This is a genomic window from Actinoplanes sp. NPDC000266, from assembly GCF_042899005.1.
Taxonomy (GTDB): Bacteria; Actinomycetota; Actinomycetes; order Mycobacteriales; family Micromonosporaceae; genus Actinoplanes.
Map to the genome: position 1 here is coordinate 567306 of NZ_JBIAZI010000002.1, position 23574 is coordinate 590879.

The 23574-nt window shown below is 71.0% G+C and carries 24 protein-coding genes; 12 read left to right on the top strand and 12 right to left on the bottom strand.

Going from position 1 to position 23574, the window contains the following annotated elements; genetic code table 11:
• Positions 1-2 precede the first annotated feature (2 nt).
• Positions 3-1037: a LacI family DNA-binding transcriptional regulator gene (locus ACFY36_RS08950; protein ID WP_499745843.1), complete on the bottom strand. Its 1035-nt coding sequence runs from the start codon at positions 1035-1037 to the stop codon at positions 3-5.
• Positions 1038-1245: 208 nt separating this feature from the next.
• Between ACFY36_RS08950 and ACFY36_RS08955 the strand changes: the two genes are divergently transcribed.
• The 5 genes from ACFY36_RS08955 to ACFY36_RS08975 are packed head-to-tail and all read left to right on the top strand — an operon-like array spanning position 1246 to position 7691.
• A complete protein-coding gene (locus ACFY36_RS08955; protein WP_499745355.1) occupies positions 1246-2526 on the top strand; it encodes a Gfo/Idh/MocA family protein in 1281 nt (426 codons plus the stop codon).
• Positions 2523-3938, top strand: a complete 1416-nt coding sequence (gene uxaC / locus ACFY36_RS08960; RefSeq protein WP_499745356.1) for a glucuronate isomerase — start codon at positions 2523-2525, stop codon at positions 3936-3938. Before ACFY36_RS08955 ends, uxaC begins: the two co-directional genes overlap by 4 nt.
• On the top strand, positions 3935-5206 hold the full coding sequence (locus ACFY36_RS08965; protein ID WP_499745357.1) for an enolase C-terminal domain-like protein: 1272 nt from the start codon (positions 3935-3937) through the stop codon (positions 5204-5206). The genes uxaC and ACFY36_RS08965 overlap by 4 nt, the downstream gene beginning before the upstream one ends.
• Complete coding sequence (locus ACFY36_RS08970) at positions 5197-6609, top strand: mannitol dehydrogenase family protein (RefSeq protein ID WP_499745358.1); 1413 nt, start codon at positions 5197-5199, stop codon at positions 6607-6609. The genes ACFY36_RS08965 and ACFY36_RS08970 overlap by 10 nt, the downstream gene beginning before the upstream one ends.
• Positions 6606-7691 carry a Gfo/Idh/MocA family protein gene (locus ACFY36_RS08975; RefSeq protein WP_499745359.1) on the top strand — a complete coding sequence of 362 codons (1086 nt, stop codon included), beginning with the start codon at positions 6606-6608 and terminating at the stop codon, positions 7689-7691. The genes ACFY36_RS08970 and ACFY36_RS08975 overlap by 4 nt, the downstream gene beginning before the upstream one ends.
• Here the strand turns inward: ACFY36_RS08975 and ACFY36_RS08980 are convergent.
• Both ACFY36_RS08980 and ACFY36_RS08985 read right to left on the bottom strand, forming a co-directional pair.
• Complete coding sequence (locus tag ACFY36_RS08980) at positions 7623-7886, bottom strand: hypothetical protein (protein WP_499745360.1); 264 nt, start codon at positions 7884-7886, stop codon at positions 7623-7625. The genes ACFY36_RS08975 and ACFY36_RS08980 overlap by 69 nt on opposite strands.
• 10 nt (positions 7887-7896) lie before the next feature.
• Positions 7897-9780: a S41 family peptidase gene (locus ACFY36_RS08985; protein ID WP_499745361.1), complete on the bottom strand. Its 1884-nt coding sequence runs from the start codon at positions 9778-9780 to the stop codon at positions 7897-7899.
• A 66-nt stretch (positions 9781-9846) separates the two neighbouring features.
• Here ACFY36_RS08985 and ACFY36_RS08990 point away from each other — a divergent pair, with 66 nt between their 5' ends.
• Both ACFY36_RS08990 and ACFY36_RS08995 read left to right on the top strand, forming a co-directional pair.
• The gene (locus tag ACFY36_RS08990) at positions 9847-10545 is read left to right on the top strand and encodes a hypothetical protein (RefSeq protein ID WP_499745362.1); all 699 of its coding nucleotides are present in this window, start codon (positions 9847-9849) and stop codon (positions 10543-10545) included.
• A 13-nt stretch (positions 10546-10558) separates the two neighbouring features.
• Positions 10559-11467: an endonuclease/exonuclease/phosphatase family protein gene (locus tag ACFY36_RS08995; RefSeq protein WP_499745363.1), complete on the top strand. Its 909-nt coding sequence runs from the start codon at positions 10559-10561 to the stop codon at positions 11465-11467.
• An 84-nt stretch (positions 11468-11551) separates the two neighbouring features.
• On the opposite strand, the gene ACFY36_RS09000 is transcribed toward ACFY36_RS08995, so the two are convergent.
• The 6 genes from ACFY36_RS09000 to ACFY36_RS09025 are packed head-to-tail and all read right to left on the bottom strand — an operon-like array spanning position 11552 to position 16342.
• Positions 11552-12085 carry a GNAT family N-acetyltransferase gene (locus ACFY36_RS09000; RefSeq protein WP_499745364.1) on the bottom strand — a complete coding sequence of 178 codons (534 nt, stop codon included), beginning with the start codon at positions 12083-12085 and terminating at the stop codon, positions 11552-11554.
• The gene (locus tag ACFY36_RS09005; RefSeq protein WP_499745365.1) at positions 12085-12633 is read right to left on the bottom strand and encodes a histidine phosphatase family protein; all 549 of its coding nucleotides are present in this window, start codon (positions 12631-12633) and stop codon (positions 12085-12087) included. Before ACFY36_RS09005 ends, ACFY36_RS09000 begins: the two co-directional genes overlap by 1 nt.
• A complete protein-coding gene (locus ACFY36_RS09010) occupies positions 12623-13315 on the bottom strand; it encodes a DUF6807 family protein (RefSeq protein WP_499745366.1) in 693 nt (230 codons plus the stop codon). Before ACFY36_RS09010 ends, ACFY36_RS09005 begins: the two co-directional genes overlap by 11 nt.
• Entirely contained in the window at positions 13312-14109 is a 798-nt protein-coding gene (locus ACFY36_RS09015; RefSeq protein ID WP_499745367.1) for a sugar phosphate isomerase/epimerase family protein, read from the bottom strand. The genes ACFY36_RS09010 and ACFY36_RS09015 overlap by 4 nt, the downstream gene beginning before the upstream one ends.
• Positions 14106-15194 carry a dihydrodipicolinate synthase family protein gene (locus tag ACFY36_RS09020; protein ID WP_499745368.1) on the bottom strand — a complete coding sequence of 363 codons (1089 nt, stop codon included), beginning with the start codon at positions 15192-15194 and terminating at the stop codon, positions 14106-14108. Before ACFY36_RS09020 ends, ACFY36_RS09015 begins: the two co-directional genes overlap by 4 nt.
• Positions 15191-16342 carry a Gfo/Idh/MocA family protein gene (locus ACFY36_RS09025; protein ID WP_499745369.1) on the bottom strand — a complete coding sequence of 384 codons (1152 nt, stop codon included), beginning with the start codon at positions 16340-16342 and terminating at the stop codon, positions 15191-15193. Before ACFY36_RS09025 ends, ACFY36_RS09020 begins: the two co-directional genes overlap by 4 nt.
• A gap of 149 nt (positions 16343-16491) precedes the next feature.
• On the opposite strand from ACFY36_RS09025, the gene ACFY36_RS09030 reads away from it, so the two are divergent.
• The 4 genes from ACFY36_RS09030 (at position 16492) to ACFY36_RS09045 (ending at position 20921) form a co-directional block, all read left to right on the top strand.
• The gene (locus tag ACFY36_RS09030) at positions 16492-17484 is read left to right on the top strand and encodes a LacI family DNA-binding transcriptional regulator (protein WP_499745370.1); all 993 of its coding nucleotides are present in this window, start codon (positions 16492-16494) and stop codon (positions 17482-17484) included.
• A 147-nt stretch (positions 17485-17631) separates the two neighbouring features.
• A complete protein-coding gene (locus ACFY36_RS09035; protein ID WP_499745371.1) occupies positions 17632-18768 on the top strand; it encodes a pectinesterase family protein in 1137 nt (378 codons plus the stop codon).
• 108 nt (positions 18769-18876) lie between these two features.
• Positions 18877-20253: a pectate lyase family protein gene (locus ACFY36_RS09040; protein ID WP_499745372.1), complete on the top strand. Its 1377-nt coding sequence runs from the start codon at positions 18877-18879 to the stop codon at positions 20251-20253.
• Positions 20254-20303: 50 nt separating this feature from the next.
• Positions 20304-20921 carry an NADPH-dependent F420 reductase gene (locus tag ACFY36_RS09045; protein WP_499745373.1) on the top strand — a complete coding sequence of 206 codons (618 nt, stop codon included), beginning with the start codon at positions 20304-20306 and terminating at the stop codon, positions 20919-20921.
• Here the strand turns inward: ACFY36_RS09045 and ACFY36_RS09050 are convergent.
• On the bottom strand, positions 20918-21475 hold the full coding sequence (locus ACFY36_RS09050) for a TetR/AcrR family transcriptional regulator (RefSeq protein ID WP_499745374.1): 558 nt from the start codon (positions 21473-21475) through the stop codon (positions 20918-20920). The genes ACFY36_RS09045 and ACFY36_RS09050 overlap by 4 nt on opposite strands.
• Before the next feature lie 116 nt (positions 21476-21591).
• Between ACFY36_RS09050 and ACFY36_RS09055 the strand changes: the two genes are divergently transcribed.
• Positions 21592-22320 (top strand): SDR family NAD(P)-dependent oxidoreductase, encoded by a 729-nt coding sequence (locus tag ACFY36_RS09055; protein WP_499745375.1) that lies wholly within the window; start codon positions 21592-21594, stop codon positions 22318-22320.
• Positions 22321-22327: 7 nt separating this feature from the next.
• Here ACFY36_RS09055 and ACFY36_RS09060 read toward each other — a convergent pair whose 3' ends face one another.
• Positions 22328-23044, bottom strand: coding sequence for an anti-sigma factor family protein (locus ACFY36_RS09060; protein WP_499745376.1), 717 nt, complete (start codon positions 23042-23044; stop codon positions 22328-22330).
• Positions 23041-23574, bottom strand: a complete 534-nt coding sequence (locus ACFY36_RS09065) for a sigma-70 family RNA polymerase sigma factor (protein ID WP_097323397.1) — start codon at positions 23572-23574, stop codon at positions 23041-23043. The genes ACFY36_RS09060 and ACFY36_RS09065 overlap by 4 nt, the downstream gene beginning before the upstream one ends.

Genomic DNA, 23574 nt, shown 5'->3' on the forward strand with positions numbered 1-23574 from the left:
TTTTAGGAGGCGACACCTCCGGGGGCGATCACGTCGCCCGGGTCCGCAGGGCTGTGCGGACCCGGGCCCGGCCCCGTCGAGTCGCGGATGACCAGTTCGGTCTGCAGATGGACGTGAGCAGTGGTGCGGCGGTCGTCGCCATGCGCGAGCAGCATGTCGACGGCGCTCCGACCGGCGGCGGCGGTGGGAGTCGCCACCGTGGTCAGCTTCGGGCGGGTCAGCCGGCTGAGCATGATGTCGTCTATCCCGACGACGCTGACGTCGCCGGGCACGTGGGCCCCGGCGGCCAGCAGACCCTCGATGAGACCGATCGCCATGAGGTCGTTGTAGGCCAGCACCGCGGTGGCGCCGGCCCGGAGCACGTCCTCGGCCACGGTCAGGCCGCCGACCTCGGTCGGCGGGTTCGGTCCGATGATGGTGAGCTCGGCGCTCGCGGCACGCGCGGTGGAGGCCGCCGAGCGGCGGATCTCGCGGCTGGTCCACGAACCGCGCGGGCCGCTGACCAGGGCGATGTGCCGGTGACCGAGCCCGGCCAGGTGTTCGACGGCGCGGCGGGCGCCGCCGGCCACGTCCATGGCGACGGCCGGGATGCCGGTGATCTGCCGGTTGACGACGACCAGCGGCACCTCGCGGCTGAGCTGCTCGATGAGCGTGTTGCTCATCCGCGGGCTGCACAGCAGGACGCCGTCGACCTGCTTGGCCAGGGCGCGCACGACCTCTTCCTCGAGCGCCGGGTCCTCGTTGGTGTCGGCGACGAAGATGTGGTGGTCGTGCTTGCGGGCCTGGCTCTCGGCCGCCTTGATCAGCGGCGGGAAGAACGGGTTGGCGATGTCGGCCACGATCAGGCCGATGTTGTAGGTCCGGCCGGTGATCAGCGCCCGGGCCGCCCGGTTGGGGCGGTAGCCGAGCTGCTCGGCGCAGGCCAGCACCCGGCTGCGCGTGTTCGGGTTGACCAGATGCGGCGCCGAGAAGGTGCGCGACACCGTCGAGATGTGCACGCCCGACGCCTTCGCGACGTCGCGGATGGTCACCGCCATGCTCACCCCTCCAATGTGGTCGCCGTCACTGGTTGACGAACATTAATGCAAGCGGTTGCACCGCTGTCAATGCCGTTCTGTTGCAGGCAGGTGACGAACGGATACCGTGAAGGCGCTCTTAACCGGATAAAAGCCATCGGATCGTTGACTCATCCGGATCGATCTGTCTAACTTCCCTGCAAACCTTTGCTGCCGGGAGGACTCCCGAATGAGACGCTTCGCCGTCGTCGGCGCCGGCTCGCGCGCCGAGATGTTCATCAAGGCGATCACCGCGGAACCGGATGCCGAGCTCGTCGCGCTGGCCGACGTCAACCAGTCGCGCATGGACGCGCACAACGGCTGGCTCGACAAACCCGTACCCACCTATCAGGCCGCCGACCTGGCCGCGATGCTCGCCAAGGAACGCGTCGACGAGCTGATCGTGACCAGCGTCGACAGCACCCACGCCGGGCACATCGTCACCGCCCTCGAGGCCGGCTGCGACGTCATCACCGAGAAGCCGATGACCGTCGACGGGGAAAGCTGCCGCGAGATCCTCGGCGCGGTGGAACGAACCGGCCGGAAAGTCCAGGTCGCCTTCAACTACCGCTTCAACCCGGTGCACGAGATGGTCCGCACGCTGCTGGCCCGCGGCGAGATCGGCGAGATCGGCTCGGTGCACTTCGAGTGGCTGCTCGACGTGCGGCACGGCGCCGACTACTTCCGCCGCTGGCACCGCGACAAGGCCAACTCCGGCGGCCTTCTCGTGCACAAGTCGGGCCACCACTTCGACCTGGTCAACTGGTGGCTGGGCGCCTCGCCGCAGGAGGTCTACGCCCAGGGCCGGCTCTTCTTCTACGGCGCGGACGGCCGCCGCCACGGCTACGCCCGCGACTACGAGCGGTCGACCGGTGACCCCGGCGCGGCCGGCGACCCGTTCGCGCTCGATCTGGGCGGCAACGACAAGCTCAAGGCGCTCTACCTGGACGCCGAGGGCGACGACGGCTATCTGCGCGACCGCAACGTCTTCGACCCCGGCATCACGATCGAGGACGACCTGGCCGTGCTGGTCCGCTACGACACCGGCGCCACCATGACCTACCACCTCACGGCGTACGCGCCCTGGGAGGGCTACCGCGTGATGGTCAACGGCAGCAAGGGCCGGCTCGAGCTCGAGGTGGTCGAGAGCGACCACGTCAGCCCGGCCGCGGCCGGCGAGGTCAAGCAGGGCGCGTCCCCCGAGGAGGGCTCGGTGACGCTGACCATCCGGCCGTTCTGGGCGCCGCCGTACGCGGTCGAGCTGCAACCGCACAGCCGCGAGGGGCACGGCGGGGCCGACGCCCGGATGACCGGGGTGCTCCTGGGCGGCCGCACCGACCCCATGGACCGCTCGGCGACCGCCCGGGACGGCGCGCTGGCGCTGCTCACCGGACTGGCCGCCAACCGCAGCCTGACGCAGTCGGCCCCGGTGAAGGTGGCCGGCCTGCTCGGAGAGGGAGTTACCGCGTGACCGACCCCGTTTTCGCCACCGACCCGGCGCAGGCCGGCATCGCCCGCGACCTGTACGCCGTCGCGCGCGACCTGCCGCTGCTCAGCCCGCACGGGCACGTCGATCCGGGCCTGCTCGCCGACGACGAGCCGTTCGGCGACCCGGCCCGGCTGCTGATCGTGCCCGACCACTACGTCACGCGCATGCTGCTCAGCCAGGGCATCCCGCCCGACCGGCTGGGCGTGCCGCGCCGCGACGGCGGTCCGGTCGAGACCGACGGCCGGGTGATCTGGCGCCTGCTCGCCGAGAACTGGCATCTTTTCCGGGGTACGCCGTCACGGCTCTGGCTGGAGCAGACGTTCAGCACCGTCTTCGGCGTGTCGGCCCGGCTGAGCGCCGAGACCGCCGACGACGTGTACGACGAGATCGCCGCGCGCCTGGCCGAGCCGGAGTTCCGGCCGCGGGCCCTGTTCGAGCGCTTCGGCATCGAGGTGCTGGCCACCACCGAGTTCCCCACCGACGACCTGAGCCGGCACGCCAAGCTGGCCGCCGACGGCTGGGGCGGGCCGGGCGGCCGGGTGATCAGCACGTTCCGGCCGGACAACGTGGTCGACCTCGACCGCGACGACTGGGCCGAGGCGGTGGCCCGGATGGGCGAGCTGGCCGGCGAGGACACCGGCACGTACGCCGGTTATCTGGAGGCCCTGCGCCGCCGCCGGGAGGCGTTCATCGAGGTCGGCACGACCTCGTCCGACCACGGGCACCCGACCGCGCGGACGGTGGCGCTCTCCCCGGCCGACGCGGCGGCGATCTACGACCGGGCGCTGCACGGCGAGGCGACCGCGGAGGACGCGGAGGCCTTCCGCGGGCACATGCTGCTGGAGTTCGCGCGGATGTCGCTCGACGACGGCCTGGTCATGCAGCTGCATCCGGGCGCCGTGCGCAACCACAACCGCCGGCTGTTCGCGGCGCACGGTGCCGATGTGGGCGGGGACATCCCGCAAGCGACGTCCTATGTGGAGGCGCTTCGGCCGCTGCTGGACGCGTACGGCATGAATCCGCGTTTGACGTTGGTCCTCTACACCCTGGATGAAACTTCTTTCAGCCGGGAGCTGGCGCCGCTGGCCGGCGGCTACCCGGCGCTGTTTCTGGGCGCGCCCTGGTGGTTCCTGGACACACCGGACGCGATGCGGCGTTTCCGGGAGGCCGTGACCGATTCGGCGGGTTTCTACAACACGGCCGGCTTCGTCGACGACACGCGCGCGTTCTGCTCGATCCCGATCCGGCACGACATCGCCCGGCGGGTCGACGCCGCCTATCTCGCCTCGCTGGTCGTGCAGGACCGGCTCCCCCTCGACGAGGCCGCGGCGACGATGGCCGACCTCGCCTACCACCTCCCCAAGCGCATCTTCAAGATCGGCAGGACCGCATGATCACTGACGTACGGGTCCACGACGTCCGCTTCCCCACGGCGGCCGCCGGTGACGGCTCCGACTCGATCAACAAGGGCGACTACTCCGCCACCTATGTCGAGATTTTTTCCGACGACACGGACATCGTCGGCACCGGCTTCACCTTCACCAACGGCCGGGGCAATGAGATAACCGCGGCTTGCGTACGGGCCCTGGCGCCCGCGGTGATCGGCCGCCCTCTCGATGATCAACTTGCCTTTCTGCGGTCGCTCACGGCCGACGTGCAATTGCGCTGGATCGGGCCCGAGAAGGGCGCCCTGCACATGGCGACCGGCGCGATCGTCAACGCCGTGTGGGACCTGCGGGCCAAGCGCGAGGGCAAGCCGATGTGGCAGTTGCTGGCCGAGATGCCGACCGCCGACCTGGTCGCCTGCATAGACTTCCGGCACATCGACGACGCCCTCACACCGGGCGAGGCGGCCGCGATCCTCGACAAGGGCCGCGACGGCATGGCCGACCGGCTGGCCTTGCTGAGATCGGAGGGCTTCCCGTCGTACACCACCAGCGTCGGCTGGCTCGGCTATCCCGACGACAAGGTCCGGGCCCTGACCCGCGCCGCGTACGCCGAGGGCTGGCGGGCCATGAAGATGAAGGTGGGCGGCCCGATCGAGGACGACGTGCGCCGGGCCCGGATCATCCGCGACGAGATCGGCCCGGACGCGCTGCTCATGATGGACGCCAACCAGATCTGGGGCGTCGACGAGGCGATCACGAACATGGCCCGGCTGGCCGAGTTCGACCCGTACTGGATCGAGGAGCCGACCCACCCGGACGACGTGCTCGGCCACGCCCGGATCCAGCGGGCGGTCGCGCCGGTCCGGGTCGCCACCGGCGAGGTCGCGGCCAACCGGGTCATCTTCAAGCAGCTGCTGCAGGCCGAGGCGATCGGCGTCATGCAGATCGACGCGTGCCGGGTCGCCGGCATCCCCGAGGTGCTGGCCGAGCTGCTGCTGGCCGCGAAGTTCGGGGTGCCGGTCTGCCCGCACGCGGGCGGGGTCGGCCTCTGCGAGCTGGTCCAGCACCTGGCGATCTTCGACTACCTGCGCGTGGGCACGTCGCTGGAGGGCCGCATGGTCGAATACGTGGACCATCTCCACGAGCACTTCACCGACCCCGTCCGCACGCGCGACGGCCGCTATCTGGTGCCGGAGCAGCCCGGGTACAGCTCCGACCTGAAGCCCGCGTCGATCGCCGAGTTCTCCTTCCCGGACGGCCCGGCATGGAACTGACCCGAGCGTCGCTGCCCGCGCCCGGCGTCGTCCACCTCGGACTGGGCGCCTTCTTCCGGGCCCACCAGGCCGTCTACACCGAGGACGCGATGGCCGCGGCGGGCGGTGACTGGGGCATCGTCGGCGTCGCGCCGCGCTCGCGGGCCGTCGTCGACGCCCTGCGCGCCCAGGACTACCTCTACAGCGTCACCACGCTGGGCCCGGAGGGCACCAGCACGCGGGTGATCAGCGCGCTGGCCGGCGCGGTGGCGGCCTCGGCCGACCCGGCCGCGGTGGTGGCGCTGCTGGCCGACCCGGCGATCAAGGTGGTCACGCTGACCGTCACCGAGAAGGGCTACAAGCTCGACCCGGCCACCGGGCGCCTGCTGCTCGACGACGACCTGCGGGCCGACCTCGAGACCGGCCGCGCGCCGCGGACCGTGCCCGGCCTGCTGATCAGCGGCCTGGCCGCCCGGCGCCGGGCCGACGCCGGGCCGATCGCGCTGATGAGCTGCGACAACCTGCCGTCCAACGGCCACCGGCTGCGCGGCCTCGTGCACCATCTGGCGGCGGCGACCGGGATCGCCGAATGGGTCGGCGCCAACGTGACCTTCCCGGGCACCATGGTCGACCGGATCGTCCCGGCCAGCACGGCCGAGACCTATGCGATCGCGGAGCGGGCCCTGGGCGTACGGGACGCGGCCGCGGTCAGCGGCGAGCCGTACCTCCAATGGGTCATCGAGGACGATTTCCCGGCCGGGCGCCCCGCCTGGGAGCAGGCCGGAGCCGTACTCACCGACGACGCCCAGCCCTGGGAACGCCTGAAGATCCGCACGCTCAACGGCGTGCACTCGGCGATCGCCTATCTGGGCGCGCTCGCGGGCCGGGAGACCATCGCGGCCGCGCTCCTGATGCCCGGCATGCTTCCCGCGATGCGGCACCTCATCGCCGACGACATCACGCCGTGTCTGTCGCCGCCGCCCGGGGTCGACACATCGGCGTACGGGGAAGAGGTCTTGACCCGGTTTGCCAATCCGGCCATCGCCTATCGCACCCTCCAGGTGGCCGGGGACGGCTCGCAGAAGCTCCCGCAGCGGGTGCTGCACACCATCCAGGACTGCCGGAAGGCGAGCGCGATGCCGCGCTGGGCCGCCCTGGTGGTCGCGGCGTGGATGCGCTTCGTCCAGGGCGCCGCCGACGACGGCCGCGCACTGCCCCTGGACGACCCGCTGGCCGACCGGATCCGGGCCCGGCTGGCGGCCGCGCCCGCCACCCCCGAGGGTGTGGTGGACGCGCTGCTCGGCCTGGACACCATCTTCGCGGCCGACCTGGCCGAGGACACCGAGCTGCGCGCCGAGATCGTCACCTGGCTGACCGCGATCACGAAGCACGGCGTCGAGGACACCCTGGCCGGTATGCGATGAAGGTCGCGCTGATCGGCGCCAACGGCCACGGTTCGTGGCACCGGCGGAACATTTCTGGCAATTCGCGGGTGGATTTCGTGGGGATGGCCGATCTCCAGCCGGTGGCCGAGCCCGAGGCGCCGGTCTTCACCGACCACCGCACGCTGCTGTCCTCGACCCGCCCGGACGTGGTGGTGATCTGCACGCCACCGCACACGCACCTGCCGATCGCCTTGGACGCCCTGGCGTACGGCTGCGACCTGCTCCTGGAGAAACCGCCGGTGCTGTCGCGGGCCGAGCATGACACGCTCACCGCGGCCCTGACGGCGGCCGGGCGCGTCTGTCAGGTGGGCTTCCAGGCTCTGGGCTCGGCCGCGTGGTCCCGTTTCCGCGACGCTCTGCCCACCCCGCTGACGGGGATCGGCGCGGTGGCGTCGTGGAGACGCGACGACACCTACTACGCCCGCGCCTCGTGGGCGGGCCGCCGGGGCGTCGATGGGGCGCTGGTCAACCCGCTGGCCCACGCCGTCATGCAGGCCCTGGCCACCGGCACCGCGGCCGGCGCCGGCCGCCCCCGCGAGCTGGCCGTCGAGCGCTACCGCACCCGTGACATCGAGGTCGACGACACCGCTTTCGCCCGGATCACCTTCGACAGCGGCCTGCAGCTCCTGGTGGCCGTGACGCTCGCCGGCGAAGACTTCATCGCCGGCGAGATCGAGGCCCGAGGGCGCGGCGGCCGGGCCCTGCTGGAGTACCCGACCGACCGCCTGGCTCTGCCCGGTGCGGTTTCACTGACCGAGACGCCGGGGCGGGTCGATCTGCTCCTCAACCTGCTGGACCACCGGGCCGACGGCACGCCGCTGCTGGTCCCCTTGTCGGCCACCGCCGACTTCACCACCGTGCTGGAGGCCCTGGCCGGTGCCCCTCTCCCCCAGCTGCTCGACGGCGACACGGTGGCCGTCGACGGCCCGCACCGCACGATCCCCGGGATCAACGAGGTGCTGGTGAAGGCCGCCGCGACCCTGTCCCTGCCCTCAGAGCTCGGCCTCGGCTGGGCCGTCCGCCCCTACCGCCGCCGGCTCCTCCTCCTCGATCACCGGTGAGGCGGTGAGGAGCTCGACCTCCCAGTGCTCGACCAGGCCCTCGGTCTCCTCGTCGGCCTCGAGGTAGCTGCGGACGCGGACGCCCAGGCCGAGCTGGTTGGCCGCGCGCAGGTGCTCGGTCACCTCGTCGACGCTGGTCAGGTAGTGCGTGGCGATGAGGTCGGGCTGGATGGCTGTCTCGTCAAGGTCGGTCACGGCACCCAGGTTAATCGCCCAGGGTCTGCCGCAATCTCAGGCCCGGGGTCTTGCGGACGAAGGTGCGCAGGGCGACCAGCTCACCCCGGTCGAAGCCGAGGACGCGGACCTCCCGGCCGCCCGTGGCGCCCGGGATCTCCAGGGGGCCCTCGTCGCCGCCCAGGTCGGTCGTGCAGCGGGGGCGGCCGTCGACGACCACGTCAGCCCGGTCGACGCCGGAGACCGAGAAGGACGCTGTCAGGCGGCCGTCCACCTCGTCCAGCACCACGTCGAAGCGGCGCCGGGGCAGCTCGTCGAGCAGCTTGACCGCCTCGGCGAACAGGTCGGCGTCGTCCTCCAGCAGGTCGCGGCGGGTGGGCCGGTGCAGCTTGCGGGGCACCACCCCGTAGTCCTCGAGCGGGGTGCCGGCGTTCGGGCCGACCCGCAGCACCCGGCGGATCACCAGGGACAGGTTCGCGCCGTGCGGGAGGGGTCGATACGGCGAGTCGGGCGCGTTCGGCAGCCGGGCCAGCAGGTCGCCGAGCTGCCAGATGTTGCCGCCGCCGGCGCCCGTGTTGTTGTCGACGCCCAGGACCAGGCCGATCCCGTTGTCCTGGAAGCCGGCCGCGAAGATGTCGGCCGCCGAGTAGCAGCGGGCGTCGGTGAGCAGAACGATCGGGCCGAAGTACGACTGCGGGACCACCTCCAGCATGTCGCGGCCGGTGAGCGGGATGCCGGCCGAATAGAGGGCGCCCGACTCGATCGCCTGATCGAGTGACTTGCGCCAGTCCTTCAACTGGTCGTTCTGCCGGGCGATCCGCAGGTTGAGCGGGGTGGCCGAGAACTGGGCCGGCTCCGGCTCGACCGGGCGGGCCACCAGCGCCTGCAGGCACATCTCGGAGGCGAGGACGGCGCCGCCGCCGTTGCCCCGGATGTCGAGCACCAGGCCGTCGCGGGGCAGCAGGCCGAGCAGGCGGATGAACTCGCGGACGAAGCCGAGCACGCCGCTGCCGGTCGGCAGGAAGGTGCGGATCCGCAGATGCCCGACGACGCGGTCACCGACCGGCACCCGGCGCGCCTCGAAAAGAGTCGGCGTCTCGGAGACGATCCCCGGACTGGTGGGCTCGCCGGCCAGGGCTTCCGGCGCGAACAGGGCGGCACGCAGCCAGGCCAGCTGGGCCCCTTCGGCGTCGACGCCCAGCGGCGTGTCGAGCGAGGCGGCCGGCCCTTCGGTGGTGGTGGCGATCGGCACCACGGTCCACACCTGACGTGTCTCGCGCACCTGCCCGTCCCGGCCGACGTACCGGATGATGATCCAGTCCTCGTCGGGCGGCGGCCCGAACGCGAGCGAGCGCACGGTGAACATGCTGACCGCGCGGGCATGCCGCGCTTCCGGGTTGGCGCCCGGCAGACACTGGGCGAACCGTTCGACAGCGCGATGGACCGGCACGCCGTTCCAGTGGGTCACCTCGGCCCCGAAGCCGAACGAGTCGTCGCCGAGATCGGCCGTCACCCGCCCGACCAGGTAACGATGCCGGCCGTCCTCCACGAACTCCTTCAACAGGAACGGGAGGTACGCCCCGGCGCCGTTGAACGGCTCGGGCAGCGTGTACCGGGTGTGCAGGTCACGCAGCGAGTTGAAGATCTCGATGAGCTCCTCGTGCAGCCGCCACTCGCGGCCCGGGTCGTCCTCCTGCCGGGCCAGGCGCTGGTCGAGGAGCCGCAGCCGCTGCAACGGGTTGATGCCGTAGCGGGCCACCTTGAACGCGAGCAGGGCATAGTTGTGCTCGAGCAGGAGCAGCGCCTGCCGCACGATGAGCCGCCGCTCGTCGAGCGTGAGCCGCCCGACCTCACTGCTCGCGAGGAAGTCCGGAAGCGAGACGGTCGCCGCCAGCGCGCTGTCCACCTGCGTCATCGCCCCAGCGTAGGGCCGGTGCGGCCGCTAAGATCCTGTCCGATCAACGACCGTGGGGAGCCGGGCGTGCCGCAGCAGTGGGAGTGGGTGCGCGAGCCCTGGCGTGAGTGGCTGCGCCGGTCATCCACGGGCGTCGACGTCTTCCTGCGCCTGAACGACCCGGACTCGTACAGGCTGTTGCTCGGCGACGAGGTCGCCCGGGCGCAACTGGCCGAGCTGATGGGGCGGGCCGAGCGCCGCGACTGCGCCGCCGCCGGCCTGGGCTGCACCCGCCGCCTGGACCGCGACTGCCGCGATCCCGAGGTCTGTTCCCAGGATCCGGCCGGTTCCGGCGGCCGTGAGGGCCCGGTGCCGGGCGGCTGCGACTCCTTCACCTCCGTCAGCCAGGGCCTCTCGGTCCGCTTCAGCGCCGACAATCGTCATCGGGCCGTCTTCTCCGGCGGGCGCCTGCGGATCGACGGCCGGCCGGTGGGCGAGGAACAGACCATGGAGTCGTACGGGCAGTGGCTCGCCAACCGTTTCTACGTCGTGCAGGCTGAGGGCCCCGACGACCACCCGGCCCAGGAATACACGATGGGTTCCCTGGTCACCACGATCAATTCGCTGGTCGTCTACGACGCGGACCACGCGATCGAACACGTCCTCGATCCGGCTCCCGACGAGCGGTGGACCGACCCCCGCGTCGAGCTGGCCGACGGCGCTCTGCACGTACGCCCTCGCCCGGCCGCGCCGCCCGACCGCGTCATCCCGGTTGCGCGCCCCTGAGAGCATTCGTGCGGTGCGGGGCTACTTGATCATCGCGATGTCCGTGCTGCTGGCCGGCCTGCTGGGCCTGCACCGCTGGGTGCCCGGCTTCGGCCTGCGGCTGGGCAGCCTGCTGGAGACCTTCCTGCCGTGGCTGGGCCTGGCCGTCCCCGTCCTGGCCGCCCTGGCGTGGTGGCGCCGCCCCCGGATCGCGCTCCCGGCCGTGCTGCTGCCGCTGATCGCCTGGTTCGCCGTGTTCGGCGGCTACGTGCTGCCCTCCGGCGACAGCCGCGCCGGCCTGATCGCCGTGCAGCACAACGCCAGCGACGAGAACGTCGACCCGGCCGGCACCGCTCGTGCCCTCATGGAGGCGGAGCCGGACATCATCGCCCTGGAGGAGGTGACCTACCCCGCGGTCACCGAGTACGAGACCACGCTGGCCGCCGCCTATCCCCACCACAGCGTCCAGGGCACGGTCGCCCTGTGGTCCCGCTATCCCCTGACCGAGGCGGCCCCGATCGACATCCGCCCGGCCGGTTTCGGCCCCGACTGGAACCGGGGCCTGCGAGCCGTGGCACAGACCCCGCGGGGCCCCATCGCCGTCTACGTGGCCCACCTGCCCTCGGTCCGCATGGGCGTCTCCGGCTTCGACACCGTCCCGCGCGACGAGAGCGCGACCAAGCTGGGCGCCCTGCTGGCCGCCGAGCCCCACACCCGGGTGATCCTCCTGGGCGACCTGAACAGCACGGTCCAGGACCGCGGCCTCTCCCCCGTGCTGGCCCACGTGCAGACGTCCCGCGATTTCGCCTTCAGCTGGCCCGCCCGCCTCCCGGTGGCCCGCATCGACCAGATCCTCACCCGAGGCCTGAGGGTGACCGACGTGCGCACCCTCCCGAAAACCGGCAGCGACCACTTGCCGATCGCCGCCCGGGTGAAGGTGTGAAGCCGTGCCCGTCGCCCGGCTGATCTGCCTGTCCGCCCTGGCACTCAGAGCATCCGTCTCCTTCTTCGCCGGGCCCTGTCCGGTTCAGAGCCGCTCGAACGGTTCGGCGTACTGAAAGGGGCCGGTCTGACCGTCGTACTGGCTGAGGGTCCGGACCTGGAAGTTGTCACCCCATTCGGCGACGGGCGCGGTTATCCCGGCCGGCTGCGCGGGAACGAAGCCGAACCGGCGATAGTAGGAAGGGTCGCCGAGCAGCCCGACCAGAGGCTCGCCGAGCGCGTCGGCCGCGCCGAGCACGGCATGCATGAGAGCGCTGCCCACGCCGGCCCGCTGGCGGCTCGGGAGGACACTCAGCGGCCCCAGGCCCACGACCGGCCGCTCCCCGACATGGGCCCGCGTCGCGAGAACGTGGCCGACGACCTGCTCGTCCTCGATCGCGACCAATGACAGTTCCGGGATCCAGCCGGCATCGTCGCGCAGCCACGCGACGAGCGTCGCCTCGCCGGGATCGCCACCCGGTTCCACCGGCGGCGCGCTGTACGCCGCGCCGCGGAACGCGTCCGCCGTGACCGCGTGGATCGCGCTTGCGTCGCCGGAGCGTTCACGTCGGACAATCATCACAGGACTCCCCACGGTTGACGGATCTGGTATTCCCAGCCCTCGCGCCAATGGAAGTCGGCGGTCGCCAACTCCTCCAAGGGGACGCCGTCGATCAGGTGGTCCAGGGCCCAGCGGGTGGCCACGTGGCCGATGACGAGGATACGGGTGCCGGACCAGCGGGTGGGGATGTCGGTCAGGAAGCGGCCGGCCCGGTGCACCGCCTGGCGCCAGCTCTCGCCTTCGGGGAACGGGACGTCGATGTGGGCCCGCTTGTTCAAGGTGGCGGCCGGGGCGCCGTTCAGCGTGCCGTAGTCGCATTCGCGGAGGCGCCAGTCGTGCAGGATCGGGATCGTGGTGCCGGCGAAGGCGATCTCGGCCGTCTCGGCGGCACGCCGCAGGTCGGAGGTGAAGACCGCGGCGATGCCGTCGTCGTGGCGGCGGGCGCCCAGCTCGGCGGCGAGCTCCCGGCCCTTCGGGGACAGGCGGCCGGGGAACCAGCCGGTGGCGATGCCGCGGTCGTTGTCCTCGCTCCAGGAATGCGTCTCGAAGACGATCTCAGTCGACATCCTCTATCAATACACGGATGTCGCGGCGGAGGGTTTCGCCGGGCGGGATGACCAGCGGGTCGGTGTACGCCAGGGCGGCGCACACGCCGATGTAGTCGTCGGTGCGCAGGAACCAGCGGTCGGCGTCGCGCAGGCCGCTGAAGGTCAGGCGGTACGCGGAATCGACCGTCAGGGTGAGGGACGGGTCGGCGCTGCCGTTCTCGGCCGAGGCCACCGCTTTTCCGGGCGGGCAGCGCCAGAAGAAGCCGCCGTATCCGGCGCCTCCCGTGCGGCCGTTCGTGGCGGGGCTGCCCAACGTCACCTTTTCGGAGGCCGTCAAGGCGTACGAGAAGGAAAGCTCCCAGCCGCTGGAAGCGGGAGTCGCGGCAATCAGCCGGCGCTCGGTCAAGAGCGTGCGGCCCTCGCCGTCCTCCCAGACCAGGTCCTCGGGTGACGTGTGGCGGATGCGGCCGTGGTCCTCGCGCCAGACGTAGCCCTCGCCGCGGACGAAAGTGCGGCCGCCCCACAGGTTCCAGCCGTTGACGTCGGCGACGGTGAGGGAGGCGCCGAGGTGCCACGGATGGTCGAACGGCATGGTGTCGGTGACGACCGTGCCCGCGAGGGTGCGGACCGGATGCAGATAGGGGCGGGGGCCGAGCCGGATGTCGAGGTCCGGCTCGGTCACGTAGTCGTACAACTTCATGAGACGGCCGCCCGATATCCCTCGTACGCCTCGGCCAGCACCTCGGCGCCCGGACGCGCCCACACGTCCTCGTGGAAAACCTCGACCTCGACCCAGCCGTCGTAGCCCGCCTCGGCCACCGCGCGGTGGAAGCGGCGCATGTCGACCGATCCGGTGCCGGGCAGGCCGCGGCCGAGCAGCACGCCCTCGGGCAGCGGGGTGATCCAGTCGGCGAGCTGGAAGGCGGCGATCCGCGGGCCGGCGTCGGCGATCCCCTGCCACACCTTGTCGTCCCACCAGAGGTGGTACGTGTCGATGACGACGCCGACCGCCTCGACCGGGTAGGGCGCGGCCAGTTGCAGCGCCTGGTCCAAGGTGGAGACGACGCAGCGGTCGGAGCAGAACATCGGATGCAGCGCCTCGATGGCCAGCCGCACCCCGGCGCTCCGGGCGTCCGGCACGAGCGCGCCGATCGCGTCGCCGACGTGCCGCCGGGCGCCGTCGAGGTCGCGGCTGCTGCCGGGCAGGCCGCCGCTGACGAGCACGAGCGTGTCGGTGCCGAGCGCGGCCGCCTCGTCGATCGCGCGCCGGTTCTCGTCGTACCAGCCGGCCTCGTGGAAGAAACCGCTGCGGCACAACGACGACACGGTCAGACCCGCGTCCCGCACCAGCTTGGCCGTCTTCTCCAGGCCGTACGCGGTCACGTCCTCCCGCCACAGGCCGACCGCGGCGACATCGGCGGCGACGCAGCCGGCGACCAGATCCTCCAGCGGCCAGTGCTTGGTGGTGGCCTGGTTGAGCGAGAAGCCCTTCATCGGCTCATCCCCACGGTCGTGAGCCACGCCGCGGCGCGATGCGTGGCGAGGTCGGCGTCGGGCAGGATGCCGGCCTCGTCGGCCAGCCGCATCAGGGCGAGCAGGTGCCGGGGCGAGCGGCCGGACTGGGCGCCGCCGACCATCGTGAAGTGATCCTGGTGCCCGGCCAGCCAGTTGAGGAAGACGATCCCGGTCTTGTAGTGATAGGTCGGCGCCGCGAAGAGATGCCGGGCCAAAGGCAGAGTCGGACCCATGATTTGCTCGTACGTCGTCACGTCGCCCCCGTCGAGAGCCCGGAACGCCGCGGCGGCGGGTGGGGCGATCACGGCCAGAACGCCGAGCAGGGCTTCGGAGTGGCCCTGGTCGTCGCCGAGGATCAGGGACGGGTAGTTGAAGTCGTCGCCGGTGTACATGCGGACGCCCTCGGGAAGACGGCGGCGGAGCTCGACCTCGTAATCGGCGTCCAGCAACGAGATTTTGATGCCCTCGACCTTCGGTGCGTGCTCGCGGATGATGTCGAGAACCGTGTCGTTGCCGCCCCAATAGCCGGCGAGCAGAGGATCGAAGGCCTCGCCGAGCCAGTGCAGCAGCACCGGACTGTCCGATTGGGACAAAAGCTCGCCGTAGACGCGCCGGTAGTCGTCGGCGTCCTTCGCGGCCGCCGCGAGATGCCGGGAGCACATGATGACCGGGGTGGCGCCGGCTTCGCGGACGTCGCTGAGCTGTTCCAGGTACGCCTTCGTGATGTCGTCGATCGTGGCCGGGCCGGCCGGGAGCTGATCGGTGCCCACGCCGGCGACGATCGGGCCGGTGGCCTCCCCCGCACTTCGTCTGATCAACTCACGGGTCGCCGGATAGTCGAGGCCGGCGCCGCGCTGCGCCGTGTCCATCGCTTCCGCGACGCCGAACCCGTGATCCCACAGGTGATGCCGGAAGCGGAGCGTGGCGTCCCAGTCGAGCCGGGCGGGGGCACCCGGGATGTTCTCCGCCGTCGGATCGGCGGTGACGGGCGCCGCCGCGTACGCGATCCTGGATCGGAAATTTTTCTTTTGCCGGAACTCTCCACCTCGGCCGCTGAAGATCACTGGGAAAGCTCCGGGATCTCGAGGCGGCGGCCCTCACGGGAGGACTGGAGGCCCAACTCGGCCACCTGCACTCCGCGCGCTCCGGCCCACAGATCTCCGGTGTAGGGAGCGTCCTCGGCGACGTACAGCAGGAACTGCTCCCATTGCGCCCGGAAGCCGTTGGCGAAGACCTCGTTGTCGGGCACCTGCTGCCACTGGTCGCGGAAACGTTGCGCCGTCGGCACATCCGGGTCCCAGACCGGCTTCGGTGTCGCCGCGCGCGGCTGCACGCGGCAGTGGTGCAGCCCCGCCACCGCACTGCCGTGCGTGCCGTCGACCTGGAACTCGACGAGCTCGTCCCGGTTGACCCGCACCGCCCACGAGCTGTTGATCTGGGCCATGATGCCGCCGTCGAGCTCGAACAGGCCGTACACCGCGTCGTCGGCCGTCGCGTCGTACGGCGAACCGCTCTCGTCCCACCGCCGGTCGATGTGCGTCACCGAGCGGGCGGTCACGGCGCGCACCGGCCCGAAGATCTGCTCCAGCACGTAGTGCCAGTGCGGGAACATGTCGAGCGTGATGCCGCCGCCGTCGGCCGCCCGGTAGTTCCAGGACGGGCGCTGCGCCGACTGCCAGTCGCCCTCGAAGACCCAATAGCCGAATTCCCCGCGTACGGAGAGGATGCGCCCGAAGAATCCACCCTCCACCAGCCGAGCGAGTTTGCGCAGGCCGGGCAGGAACAGCTTGTCCTGAACCACGCCGTGCTTGACGCCGGCCGCGTCGGCGAACCGGGCCAGCTCGACCGCCTCGCCGAGGCTTTCGGCCACCGGCTTCTCGGTGTAGATGTGTTTGCCGGCCTCGATGGCCTGGCGCAGCGCCTTGACCCGGGCGCTGGTGACCTGGGCGTCGAAGTAGATGTGGACGTCGGGCCGGGCGAGCGCGCCGGGCACGTCGGTGGTCCACTGAGTGAGACCGTGCCGGTCGGCGAGCGCGCGGAGCTTGGCCTCGCTGCGCCCGGCGAGGATCGGCTCGGGCCAGAGCACGGTGCCGTCACGCAGCGGCAGACCCCCGTCCTCGCGGATCGCGAGGATCGAGCGGATCAGGTGCTGCCGCAGGCCCATCCGGCCGGTGACGCCGTTCATGACGATGCCGATGGTGGTTCGATCCATGCTGGTTGCCTCCGGGGCCTTGAAAAGTCCTGAGGTAAGCGCTTTCCTGAGACCGTACTCGGCGTGCTGCCGAGCGGGCAAGAGCGCGGGCGGTATCCTCCGGGCAACTGTCGGTGTCATCTCGTCGTGCCGTCGTCCTGAGGAGGCTCATGGCAACCCTGGCCGATGTTGCACGCCACGCCGGGGTGTCGACCGCGACCGCGTCCCGCATCATCAACGGCAGCCCGAAACCGGTCACCGAGGAACTGCGGGCCCGCGTCCTGGCCGCGGTGGCCGAGCTGCGCTACGTGCCCAACGCGCACGCCCAGATGCTGGCCCGCTCGAACCGCAACGCGGTCGGCGTGATCGTCCACGACGTCTCCGACCCGTACTTCGCCGAGATCACCCGGGGCCTGCAGCGCGTGGCCACGGCCAACGGCCGCCTGGTCATCATCTGCAACAGCTTCCGCGACCCCGGCCGCGAGATGGAATACATCGACCTGCTCCACGCCCACCAGGTGGCGGCCATCGTGATCGCCGGCTCGGGATATCTGGACAGCACCGCCGCGTCCGAGCTGGACGACCGCATGCGCGCCTTCGAGGCCACGGGCGGCCGGATCGCGGTGATCGGCCGCCACCAGCATCCGGGCGACGCCGTGCTGCCCGACAACGAGGAGGGCGGCTACCTGGCCGGCCGCCATCTCTTCGAGCTGGGCCACACCGCGATCGCGGCCATCGCCGGCCCATCATCGCTGACCACGACGGTGGACCGCCTGGCCGGCCTGCACCGGGCCGCGGCCGAACACGGGGCCACCATCCACGTGACCCACTCCGACTTCACCCGCGACGGCGGCGAGGCCATCACGGCCGGCCTGCTGGCCGGCGACCGGTCGGTGACCGCGATCGCCGCCCTGAACGACTCGATGGCCGTGGGCGCCCTGGCCGCCATGCGAGCGGCCGGCCGCCGCTTGAGCGTCGTCGGCTTCGACGACATGCCCATCGCCCGCGACGTGACCCCGGCCCTGACGTCGGTCCGCCTCCCGTTGACCGAGCTGGGCGAGCGGGCCATGACCCTGGCCCTGAACCCGGCCGCCGACGACGCCCCGCGCGTCGAACACGTCCCGGCCGAGCTGATCCTGCGCGAGAGCACTTGGCCCCTCTAGTTGCAGATCATGGGCCTCATCTGCGGCTTCCTCCGTACCCTTCCCGGATCGTTTGCAGGATCGACGTAATTCATTGACGTCTGCCGATGTAATTGCCTAACGTGCGCCAGGAAAGCCCTTACCTAAGGCACTTCTGGAAGGTGCGGCATGCGCAGACGTACGTTTCTCCGACTCTCGGCCGGCGCGATCACGGCCGGTTCCGCCGGCGCGGTCGCCGCGGTCGCCGCACCGCCTTCGAGCGCCCAGGCGGGGGCGTCACCCGGCGACCAGGCGGCTGCGTTACCCGGCGGCCGGCTCGGGGCGTCGCTGTCCTCACCGGACCTCATCGTGGCGGCCGACGGCTCGGGCGACTTCGCGTCGATCCAGGCGGCGATCGACGCGGCGCCGGCCGGGAACGTGGTCATCGGCGTGCGGCCCGGCGTCTACCACGGCCAGGTGGTGATCTCACGCGACAAGCCGGGCATTTCGCTGTACGGCCTGGGCCGTCGCCCGCGGGACGTGGTGATCGCCGACAATCGGGCGAACGGCACGCCACGCCCGGACGGCGGCACCTGGGGCACGACGGGCAGCGCCTCGGTGACTATCGACGGCGCCGATTTCCGGGCCCGGAACCTGACCTTCGCCAACCTGTTCGACGAGGCGGCCCATCCCGAGATCACCAACCGGCAGGCGGTAGCGGTGCTCACCCGGGCCGACCGGTCCGAGTTCCGAGACGTACGGTTCCTCGGCAACCAGGACACGCTCTACGTGAACAGCGCCGACGCGGCGACGATCGCCCGCGCGTACTTCCGCGACTGCTACGTGGAGGGCGACGTCGACTTCATCTTCGGCCGGGCCACGGCGGTCTTCGACCGGTGCCGGATCCATTCGCTCGACCGGGCCACCACCCCGGCCGGCTACGTGACCGCACCGAGCACCTCGATCACCAACCCGCACGGCTTGCTCTTCACACGATCCCGATTCACGTCCGACGCACCCGCAGGCTCGGTCTTCCTGGGCCGCCCTTGGCACCCGAGCAACGACCCGGCCGCGATAGGCCAGACCATGATCCGCGACTCCTATCTGGGCCCCCACATCGGAACACCCGCATGGAGCGACTTCGGCACATGGCCGTGGCGCGACGCCCGTTTCGCCGAATACCGCAACTACGGCCCAGGCGCCGTCACCCCGGGCACCACCACCGACCCGGACCGCCCGCAGCTGACCCGCGACGAAGCCGCCGCGAACACGCCCACCACCTTCCTGCGTGGCGCCGACGGCTGGGCCCCCGATCTCTGCAAATAACCTGCGTTGCTCCTTCCATTGACGACCATCACCACGGGTGGCAACGTCGCGGGCAAGCGCTTTCCTGCACGTCAACGCGGTTCCACCGACCGCCTCCCAGGAGTTGCCATGCCCAAAATCGCCGCCGTCGCCGGCCTCGCCTTGCTCGTCACTCTCACCGCAGCACCCCCGGCCTCCGCGCACATAAAGACGACCGCTATTGACGGACCGAGCACAAACGCACATGCCGATGTGCGTGGGCGGGCCGTTCCCGGCTCGGTGCTGCGACTGGCCCGGCAGACGCTGGGGGCCGATGACGGCTGGGGTGCTGCCGGTGCGGGGACCACCGGCGGGGCGGCGGCCGACGACGCGCACATCGCGGTTGTTCGCAATCGGGCCGAGCTCATCGCGGCGCTGGGCGGGGACGCCGCCACGAACGGGCAGAACGCCACGCCGAAGATTGTGATCGTCAGTGGCCGGATCGATCTGCGCGAGGGCAAGAGCTGCGACGACTTCGCCGATCCGGCCTACGACCTCGACGCTTTCCTCGCCGCATACGACCCGGCCGTGTGGGGGCGGGCCACGAAGCCTTCCGGGCCGCTTGAGGACGCCCGGGTGCGGTCCGCCCGCGTACAAGGGGAACAGATAAAGATCAACGTTGGCGGCAACACGACCATCGTCGGTGTCAACGGGGCCCGCCTCGACCATGGCAGCCTGGTGCTCACCAACGCCGGCAACGTGATCGTCCGGAACCTCGAGGTCACCGACGCTGCCGACTGCTTCCCCGCCTGGGATCCCACCGATGGGGCGGCCGGCAACTGGAACTCGCTCTACGACCTGGTCTCGCTCAGCGGCGCCACCAACGTGTGGATCGACCACAACACGTTCAGCGACGGCAACAACCACGACGCCGACCAGCCCCTGTACTTCGGGCGGCCCTATCAGGTGCACGACGGCGCCACCGACTTCATCCGGGGCTCCGACCTGATCACCGTCTCGTGGAACGACTACTACGACCACGACAAGACCATGCTGATCGGCTCCACCGACACCCCGGGTGTCGACGTCGGCAAGCTTCGCGTCACCGTGCACCACAACCGGTTCGGCAACGTCATCCAGCGGGCCCCGCGGGTGCGTTTCGGGCAGGTCGACGTCTACGACAACCTTTACGTGGCCACCGACGAGGAGTACATCTACTCGCTCGGGGTGGGCGTCGAGTCGAGCATCTACGCCGAGAACAACTACTTCCGGCTCAGCGCCGACATCACGCCGGCTGATGTCATCGCCTACTGGAAGGGCACCCGCATCACCACGCGGGGAAACCTGGTGCAGATCTCCGGCCGTACGCCCAAGCCGGTCGACCTGGTGGGTGCCTACAACGAGACGTACGACCCGGATCTGAGCCCCGACGCCGGCTGGACCCCCACGCTGCGCCCTCGCCTCGACCCGGCCTGGGCCGTCCCGGCCATCGTGGCCGCGGGAGTGGGCATCCGGCGGCTGTACTGAAAATGCCGGTTCTCCACTCGTCCGAGGTCGCGGCGAGGCACCCTGAGTGCATGCACATCGGCGTCATCGGGGCAGGTCAGCTCGGCGCAACGCTCGCCGAGTGGTGCGCGGAGAGCGGCCACGACGTAGCGGTCACGTCACGGCATCCGGAGCGGCTGGGCGACGTGGTCGACCATCTCGGCGGCCACGGCGCCGCCATGGGAGTCGCGGAGGCGGTGTCGTTCGCCGACGTCGTCCTCTTCGCCCCTCCGTGGGAGACCGCGCATGAGGCGATCGATCTTGCCGGTGACTCGCTCACCGGCAAGATCGTCATCGACGTGACGAACCCGGTCGGGCCCGTCCTGGACGGCGCGCCGAGCGGCTTCGAGCAGCTGATCTCGTGGGCGCCCGAGGCGCACTGGGCCAAGGCCCTCAACACGCTCCCCGCCTCGGTGCTCAGCCACCGCCGGGGTCACGATCCGCTGCTGGCCGAGTTCGTCTGCACCGACCACACGGACGCCCGCAAGGCCACCACCCTGCTCATCCGGGACATGGGCTTCGCGCCGTTCTACGCGGGCGGCGCGGGCACCGCCCGGCTCACCGAGCCGGGCGGCCCGCTCCAGCACAACCAGGTCGACATCTTCGACGCGACCGACGCTCTCGCGGAAGCGATGACCGTCCTGCGCTAACGAGGGCTCAGTCCGGCGAAGACCATGTGCAGCACCTGGTCGATGTAGTCGTGGGTCAGTGGCTGCTGCGTGATCAGCAGCCGGAAGTACAGGGCGCCGGACAGGACGTCGAAGGCGAGGTCCAGGTCGGCCCCGGGCGCCAGTTCTCCCTGTTCCTGGGCGGTCCGAAGGCGAGCGACAGTGTTCGCCGCCTGCGGCTCGATGAACCGCTGGCGGAGTGCCGCGGCGACCTTCGGATCATGCTGGGCCTCGCCGATGAGGTCCTGATAGAGCGGGCCCCAGGGAGCCCGGCCGAGCAGGTCGGCGGCCCGGGTCATGATCTCGCGCAGGTCGGCCTTGATGTCGCCGGTGTCCCGGTGGTCCAGTCCCCCGGTGTCGAGGCTGAGGACCGCGTCCAGGAAGAGCAGGCCGCGCGAAGGCCAGCGGCGGTAGACGGTGTGCTTGCCGACGCCGGCGCGAGCCGCCACCGCCTCGATGCTCAGCTTCGCGTAGCCGGCCTCCCGGGCCAGCTCCAGCGCGGTCCTTCGAATCGTCTCGGTACGAGCGTCGGTCACGAGCGCCAATCCTAGCGGCACGGCACGTGCCGTATTGACACGGCACCTCTCTTCCGCGCATGCTGACGAAACGGCACGGACCGTGCCGTGCCGTGCCGCTAGTGATAGGAGTTCACATGACGACAGTGCTGATCACCGGCGCTAACAAAGGGCTCGGACTGGAAACCGCTCGACGGCTCGGGGAACAGGGCTGGAAGGTCTTTCTCGGTTCACGGGACGCGGGTCGCGGAACGGAGGCCGCCGCTCGGCTGGCCGCAGGTGGTGCCGACGTGGTCCCGATAACGCTGGACGTGACCTCGGACGAGTCGGTGGCGGACGCGGTGCGGCTCGTCGGGAAGCACACCGATCGGATGGACGTGCTCGTCAACAACGCGGGCACGCCGGGAAACGCGGTCGCGCCCGCCGAGGCGACGGTCGAGGAGGTCCACTCTGTCTATGAGACCAATGTGTACGGGCCGATCCGGGTCACGCGGGCGTTCCTGCCCCTGCTGAACGCGGCGGACCATCCCCGGGTGGTGATGGTGGGCAGCGGCGGCGGCAGCTTCGCGGTGGTGACGGACCCGGAGCAGCCCGTCTCCAAGATGCACGAGCTCGCCTACAGCTCGTCGAAAGCGGCGTTGCACATGATCACCGTTCGCTACGCGCAGGCGCTGCCGGCCATCAAGTTCAACGTCGTCACGCCGGGAGAGGTCGCCAACCGCAAGTTCGCGGCCACCGACATGAACCGGCACACCGGCCAGCTGACGGTCACCGAGGGCACCGACGCGATCATTCGGCTGGCGACGATCGGGGCCGAGGGGCCGACAGGTTCCTTCGTCGACCGTCTCGGCCCGGTCTCCTGGTAGCCGGGATTCAGACCGGCACGGTCACGAACTGCTTCCCGGTGGTGTTCACCACCCGTACGGAAGCGACGTCGGCCGGGTCGATCAGGGCGCTCCCGCTCAGTGTCGTCCCGTCGGCCTCGCCGGCGGGCGACACCAGCCAGCTGCCCGCGACCGCGGGCGTGCCGTCCTTGCCGACCACCTCGAGCACGCACTTCTCGCCGGCCGGGATGCCGCCGACCGTGGCGCTCACCCGCACCCAGCCCGCCGCCGGGAGCACCGTCGTCTGCATCGTCGCGCCGGTCGTCGCGTCTGTCGCCGAGCCCGTTCGGGCTCCGGCCGGCGCCGAGGTCGTAGCCTGCGCGATCGGATCGGCTGTGGGCGCGGTCTGCCGGCCCACCACCAGGCCGCCGGCCACCGCGATGGCCACGGCGACGGCCGCGATGGACGTCACCGAGGCCCACCGCCTCTTGCGCCTGCCGGCGCTCTCCGTCCGTACCTGCCGAAGCGTCCTTTGCAGCAGCAGGTCGGCATCGTCGGGCGGGCCGTCGAGCAGCATCGGCTCGGGCACCTCGGCCAACTGGGCCGACCACTCGCGCAGCGACTCGATCTCCTCGCGGCACTCGGCGCACGCGGCCAGGTGCTCGTCGGCCGCCGCCTTCTGATCCGGCGTGAGCATCTCCATCAGATATCCGGCCAGGTCGACGTGGTCGTTGGTCGGGGGGTTCGCGCTCTCCGGCGCCGTCATGATGCCAACCGTTCCGTGCCGGCCTCGCGCAGGGCCCGCAACGCGTAGAAGGAGCGAGATTTGACCGTGCCCGGCGGGATGCCGAGCGCCTCGGCGGCCTCGGCCACCGTGTTGCCGCGGAGATAGACCTGTTCCAGCACTTCACGGTGCTCGTTGGACAGCTTGCTCAGCGCGTCCACCACGACCATCGACGTGACGACCTGGTCGGCGTGGTCACCCTCGACGGCGGCGTCCGGTGGGCTTTCGCCCACCTCGGGGGGACGCCGGTTCCGGGCCCGGATCTGGTCCAGCACGATGTTGCGTACGACCGTGAGCAGCCAGCCGCGCACGGAGCCCTTCCCGTTGTTCAGGCTGTCCGGGTGCCGCCAGGCGCGCACGAGCGCCTCCTGGACCACGTCCTCGGCGGCGGCGCGGTCTCTGGTCAGCTGCGTGGCGTACGCGAGCATGGCCCGGCCGTGTTCCTGGAATAAAGATCTGACCAGTGCTTCATCGGCCACCTCCCGGTGTGGTCTGGTTCTGCTGGACGGCAT

Excerpts from the sequence above, each read along its gene's own strand:
- ACFY36_RS09035 (WP_499745371.1), top strand. The coding sequence starts at position 17,632 with ATGCGCAGACGTACGTTTCTCCGACTCTCGGCCGGCGCGATCACGGCC.
- ACFY36_RS08950 (WP_499745843.1), bottom strand. The coding sequence starts at position 1,037 with ATGGCGGTGACCATCCGCGACGTCGCGAAGGCGTCGGGCGTGCACATC.
- ACFY36_RS09045 (WP_499745373.1), top strand. The coding sequence starts at position 20,304 with ATGCACATCGGCGTCATCGGGGCAGGTCAGCTCGGCGCAACGCTCGCC.
- ACFY36_RS09000 (WP_499745364.1), bottom strand. The coding sequence starts at position 12,085 with ATGATTGTCCGACGTGAACGCTCCGGCGACGCAAGCGCGATCCACGCG.
- ACFY36_RS09025 (WP_499745369.1), bottom strand. The coding sequence starts at position 16,342 with ATGGATCGAACCACCATCGGCATCGTCATGAACGGCGTCACCGGCCGG.
- ACFY36_RS09055 (WP_499745375.1), top strand. The coding sequence starts at position 21,592 with ATGACGACAGTGCTGATCACCGGCGCTAACAAAGGGCTCGGACTGGAA.
- ACFY36_RS09030 (WP_499745370.1), top strand. The coding sequence starts at position 16,492 with ATGGCAACCCTGGCCGATGTTGCACGCCACGCCGGGGTGTCGACCGCG.
- ACFY36_RS08955 (WP_499745355.1), top strand. The coding sequence starts at position 1,246 with ATGAGACGCTTCGCCGTCGTCGGCGCCGGCTCGCGCGCCGAGATGTTC.
- ACFY36_RS08970 (WP_499745358.1), top strand. The coding sequence starts at position 5,197 with ATGGAACTGACCCGAGCGTCGCTGCCCGCGCCCGGCGTCGTCCACCTC.
- ACFY36_RS09040 (WP_499745372.1), top strand. The coding sequence starts at position 18,877 with ATGCCCAAAATCGCCGCCGTCGCCGGCCTCGCCTTGCTCGTCACTCTC.
- ACFY36_RS09015 (WP_499745367.1), bottom strand. The coding sequence starts at position 14,109 with ATGAAGGGCTTCTCGCTCAACCAGGCCACCACCAAGCACTGGCCGCTG.
- ACFY36_RS09060 (WP_499745376.1), bottom strand. The coding sequence starts at position 23,044 with ATGACGGCGCCGGAGAGCGCGAACCCCCCGACCAACGACCACGTCGAC.
- ACFY36_RS09065 (WP_097323397.1), bottom strand. The coding sequence starts at position 23,574 with ATGCCGTCCAGCAGAACCAGACCACACCGGGAGGTGGCCGATGAAGCA.
- ACFY36_RS08965 (WP_499745357.1), top strand. The coding sequence starts at position 3,935 with ATGATCACTGACGTACGGGTCCACGACGTCCGCTTCCCCACGGCGGCC.
- ACFY36_RS09005 (WP_499745365.1), bottom strand. The coding sequence starts at position 12,633 with ATGTCGACTGAGATCGTCTTCGAGACGCATTCCTGGAGCGAGGACAAC.
- ACFY36_RS09010 (WP_499745366.1), bottom strand. The coding sequence starts at position 13,315 with ATGAAGTTGTACGACTACGTGACCGAGCCGGACCTCGACATCCGGCTC.
- ACFY36_RS08975 (WP_499745359.1), top strand. The coding sequence starts at position 6,606 with ATGAAGGTCGCGCTGATCGGCGCCAACGGCCACGGTTCGTGGCACCGG.
- ACFY36_RS08985 (WP_499745361.1), bottom strand. The coding sequence starts at position 9,780 with ATGACGCAGGTGGACAGCGCGCTGGCGGCGACCGTCTCGCTTCCGGAC.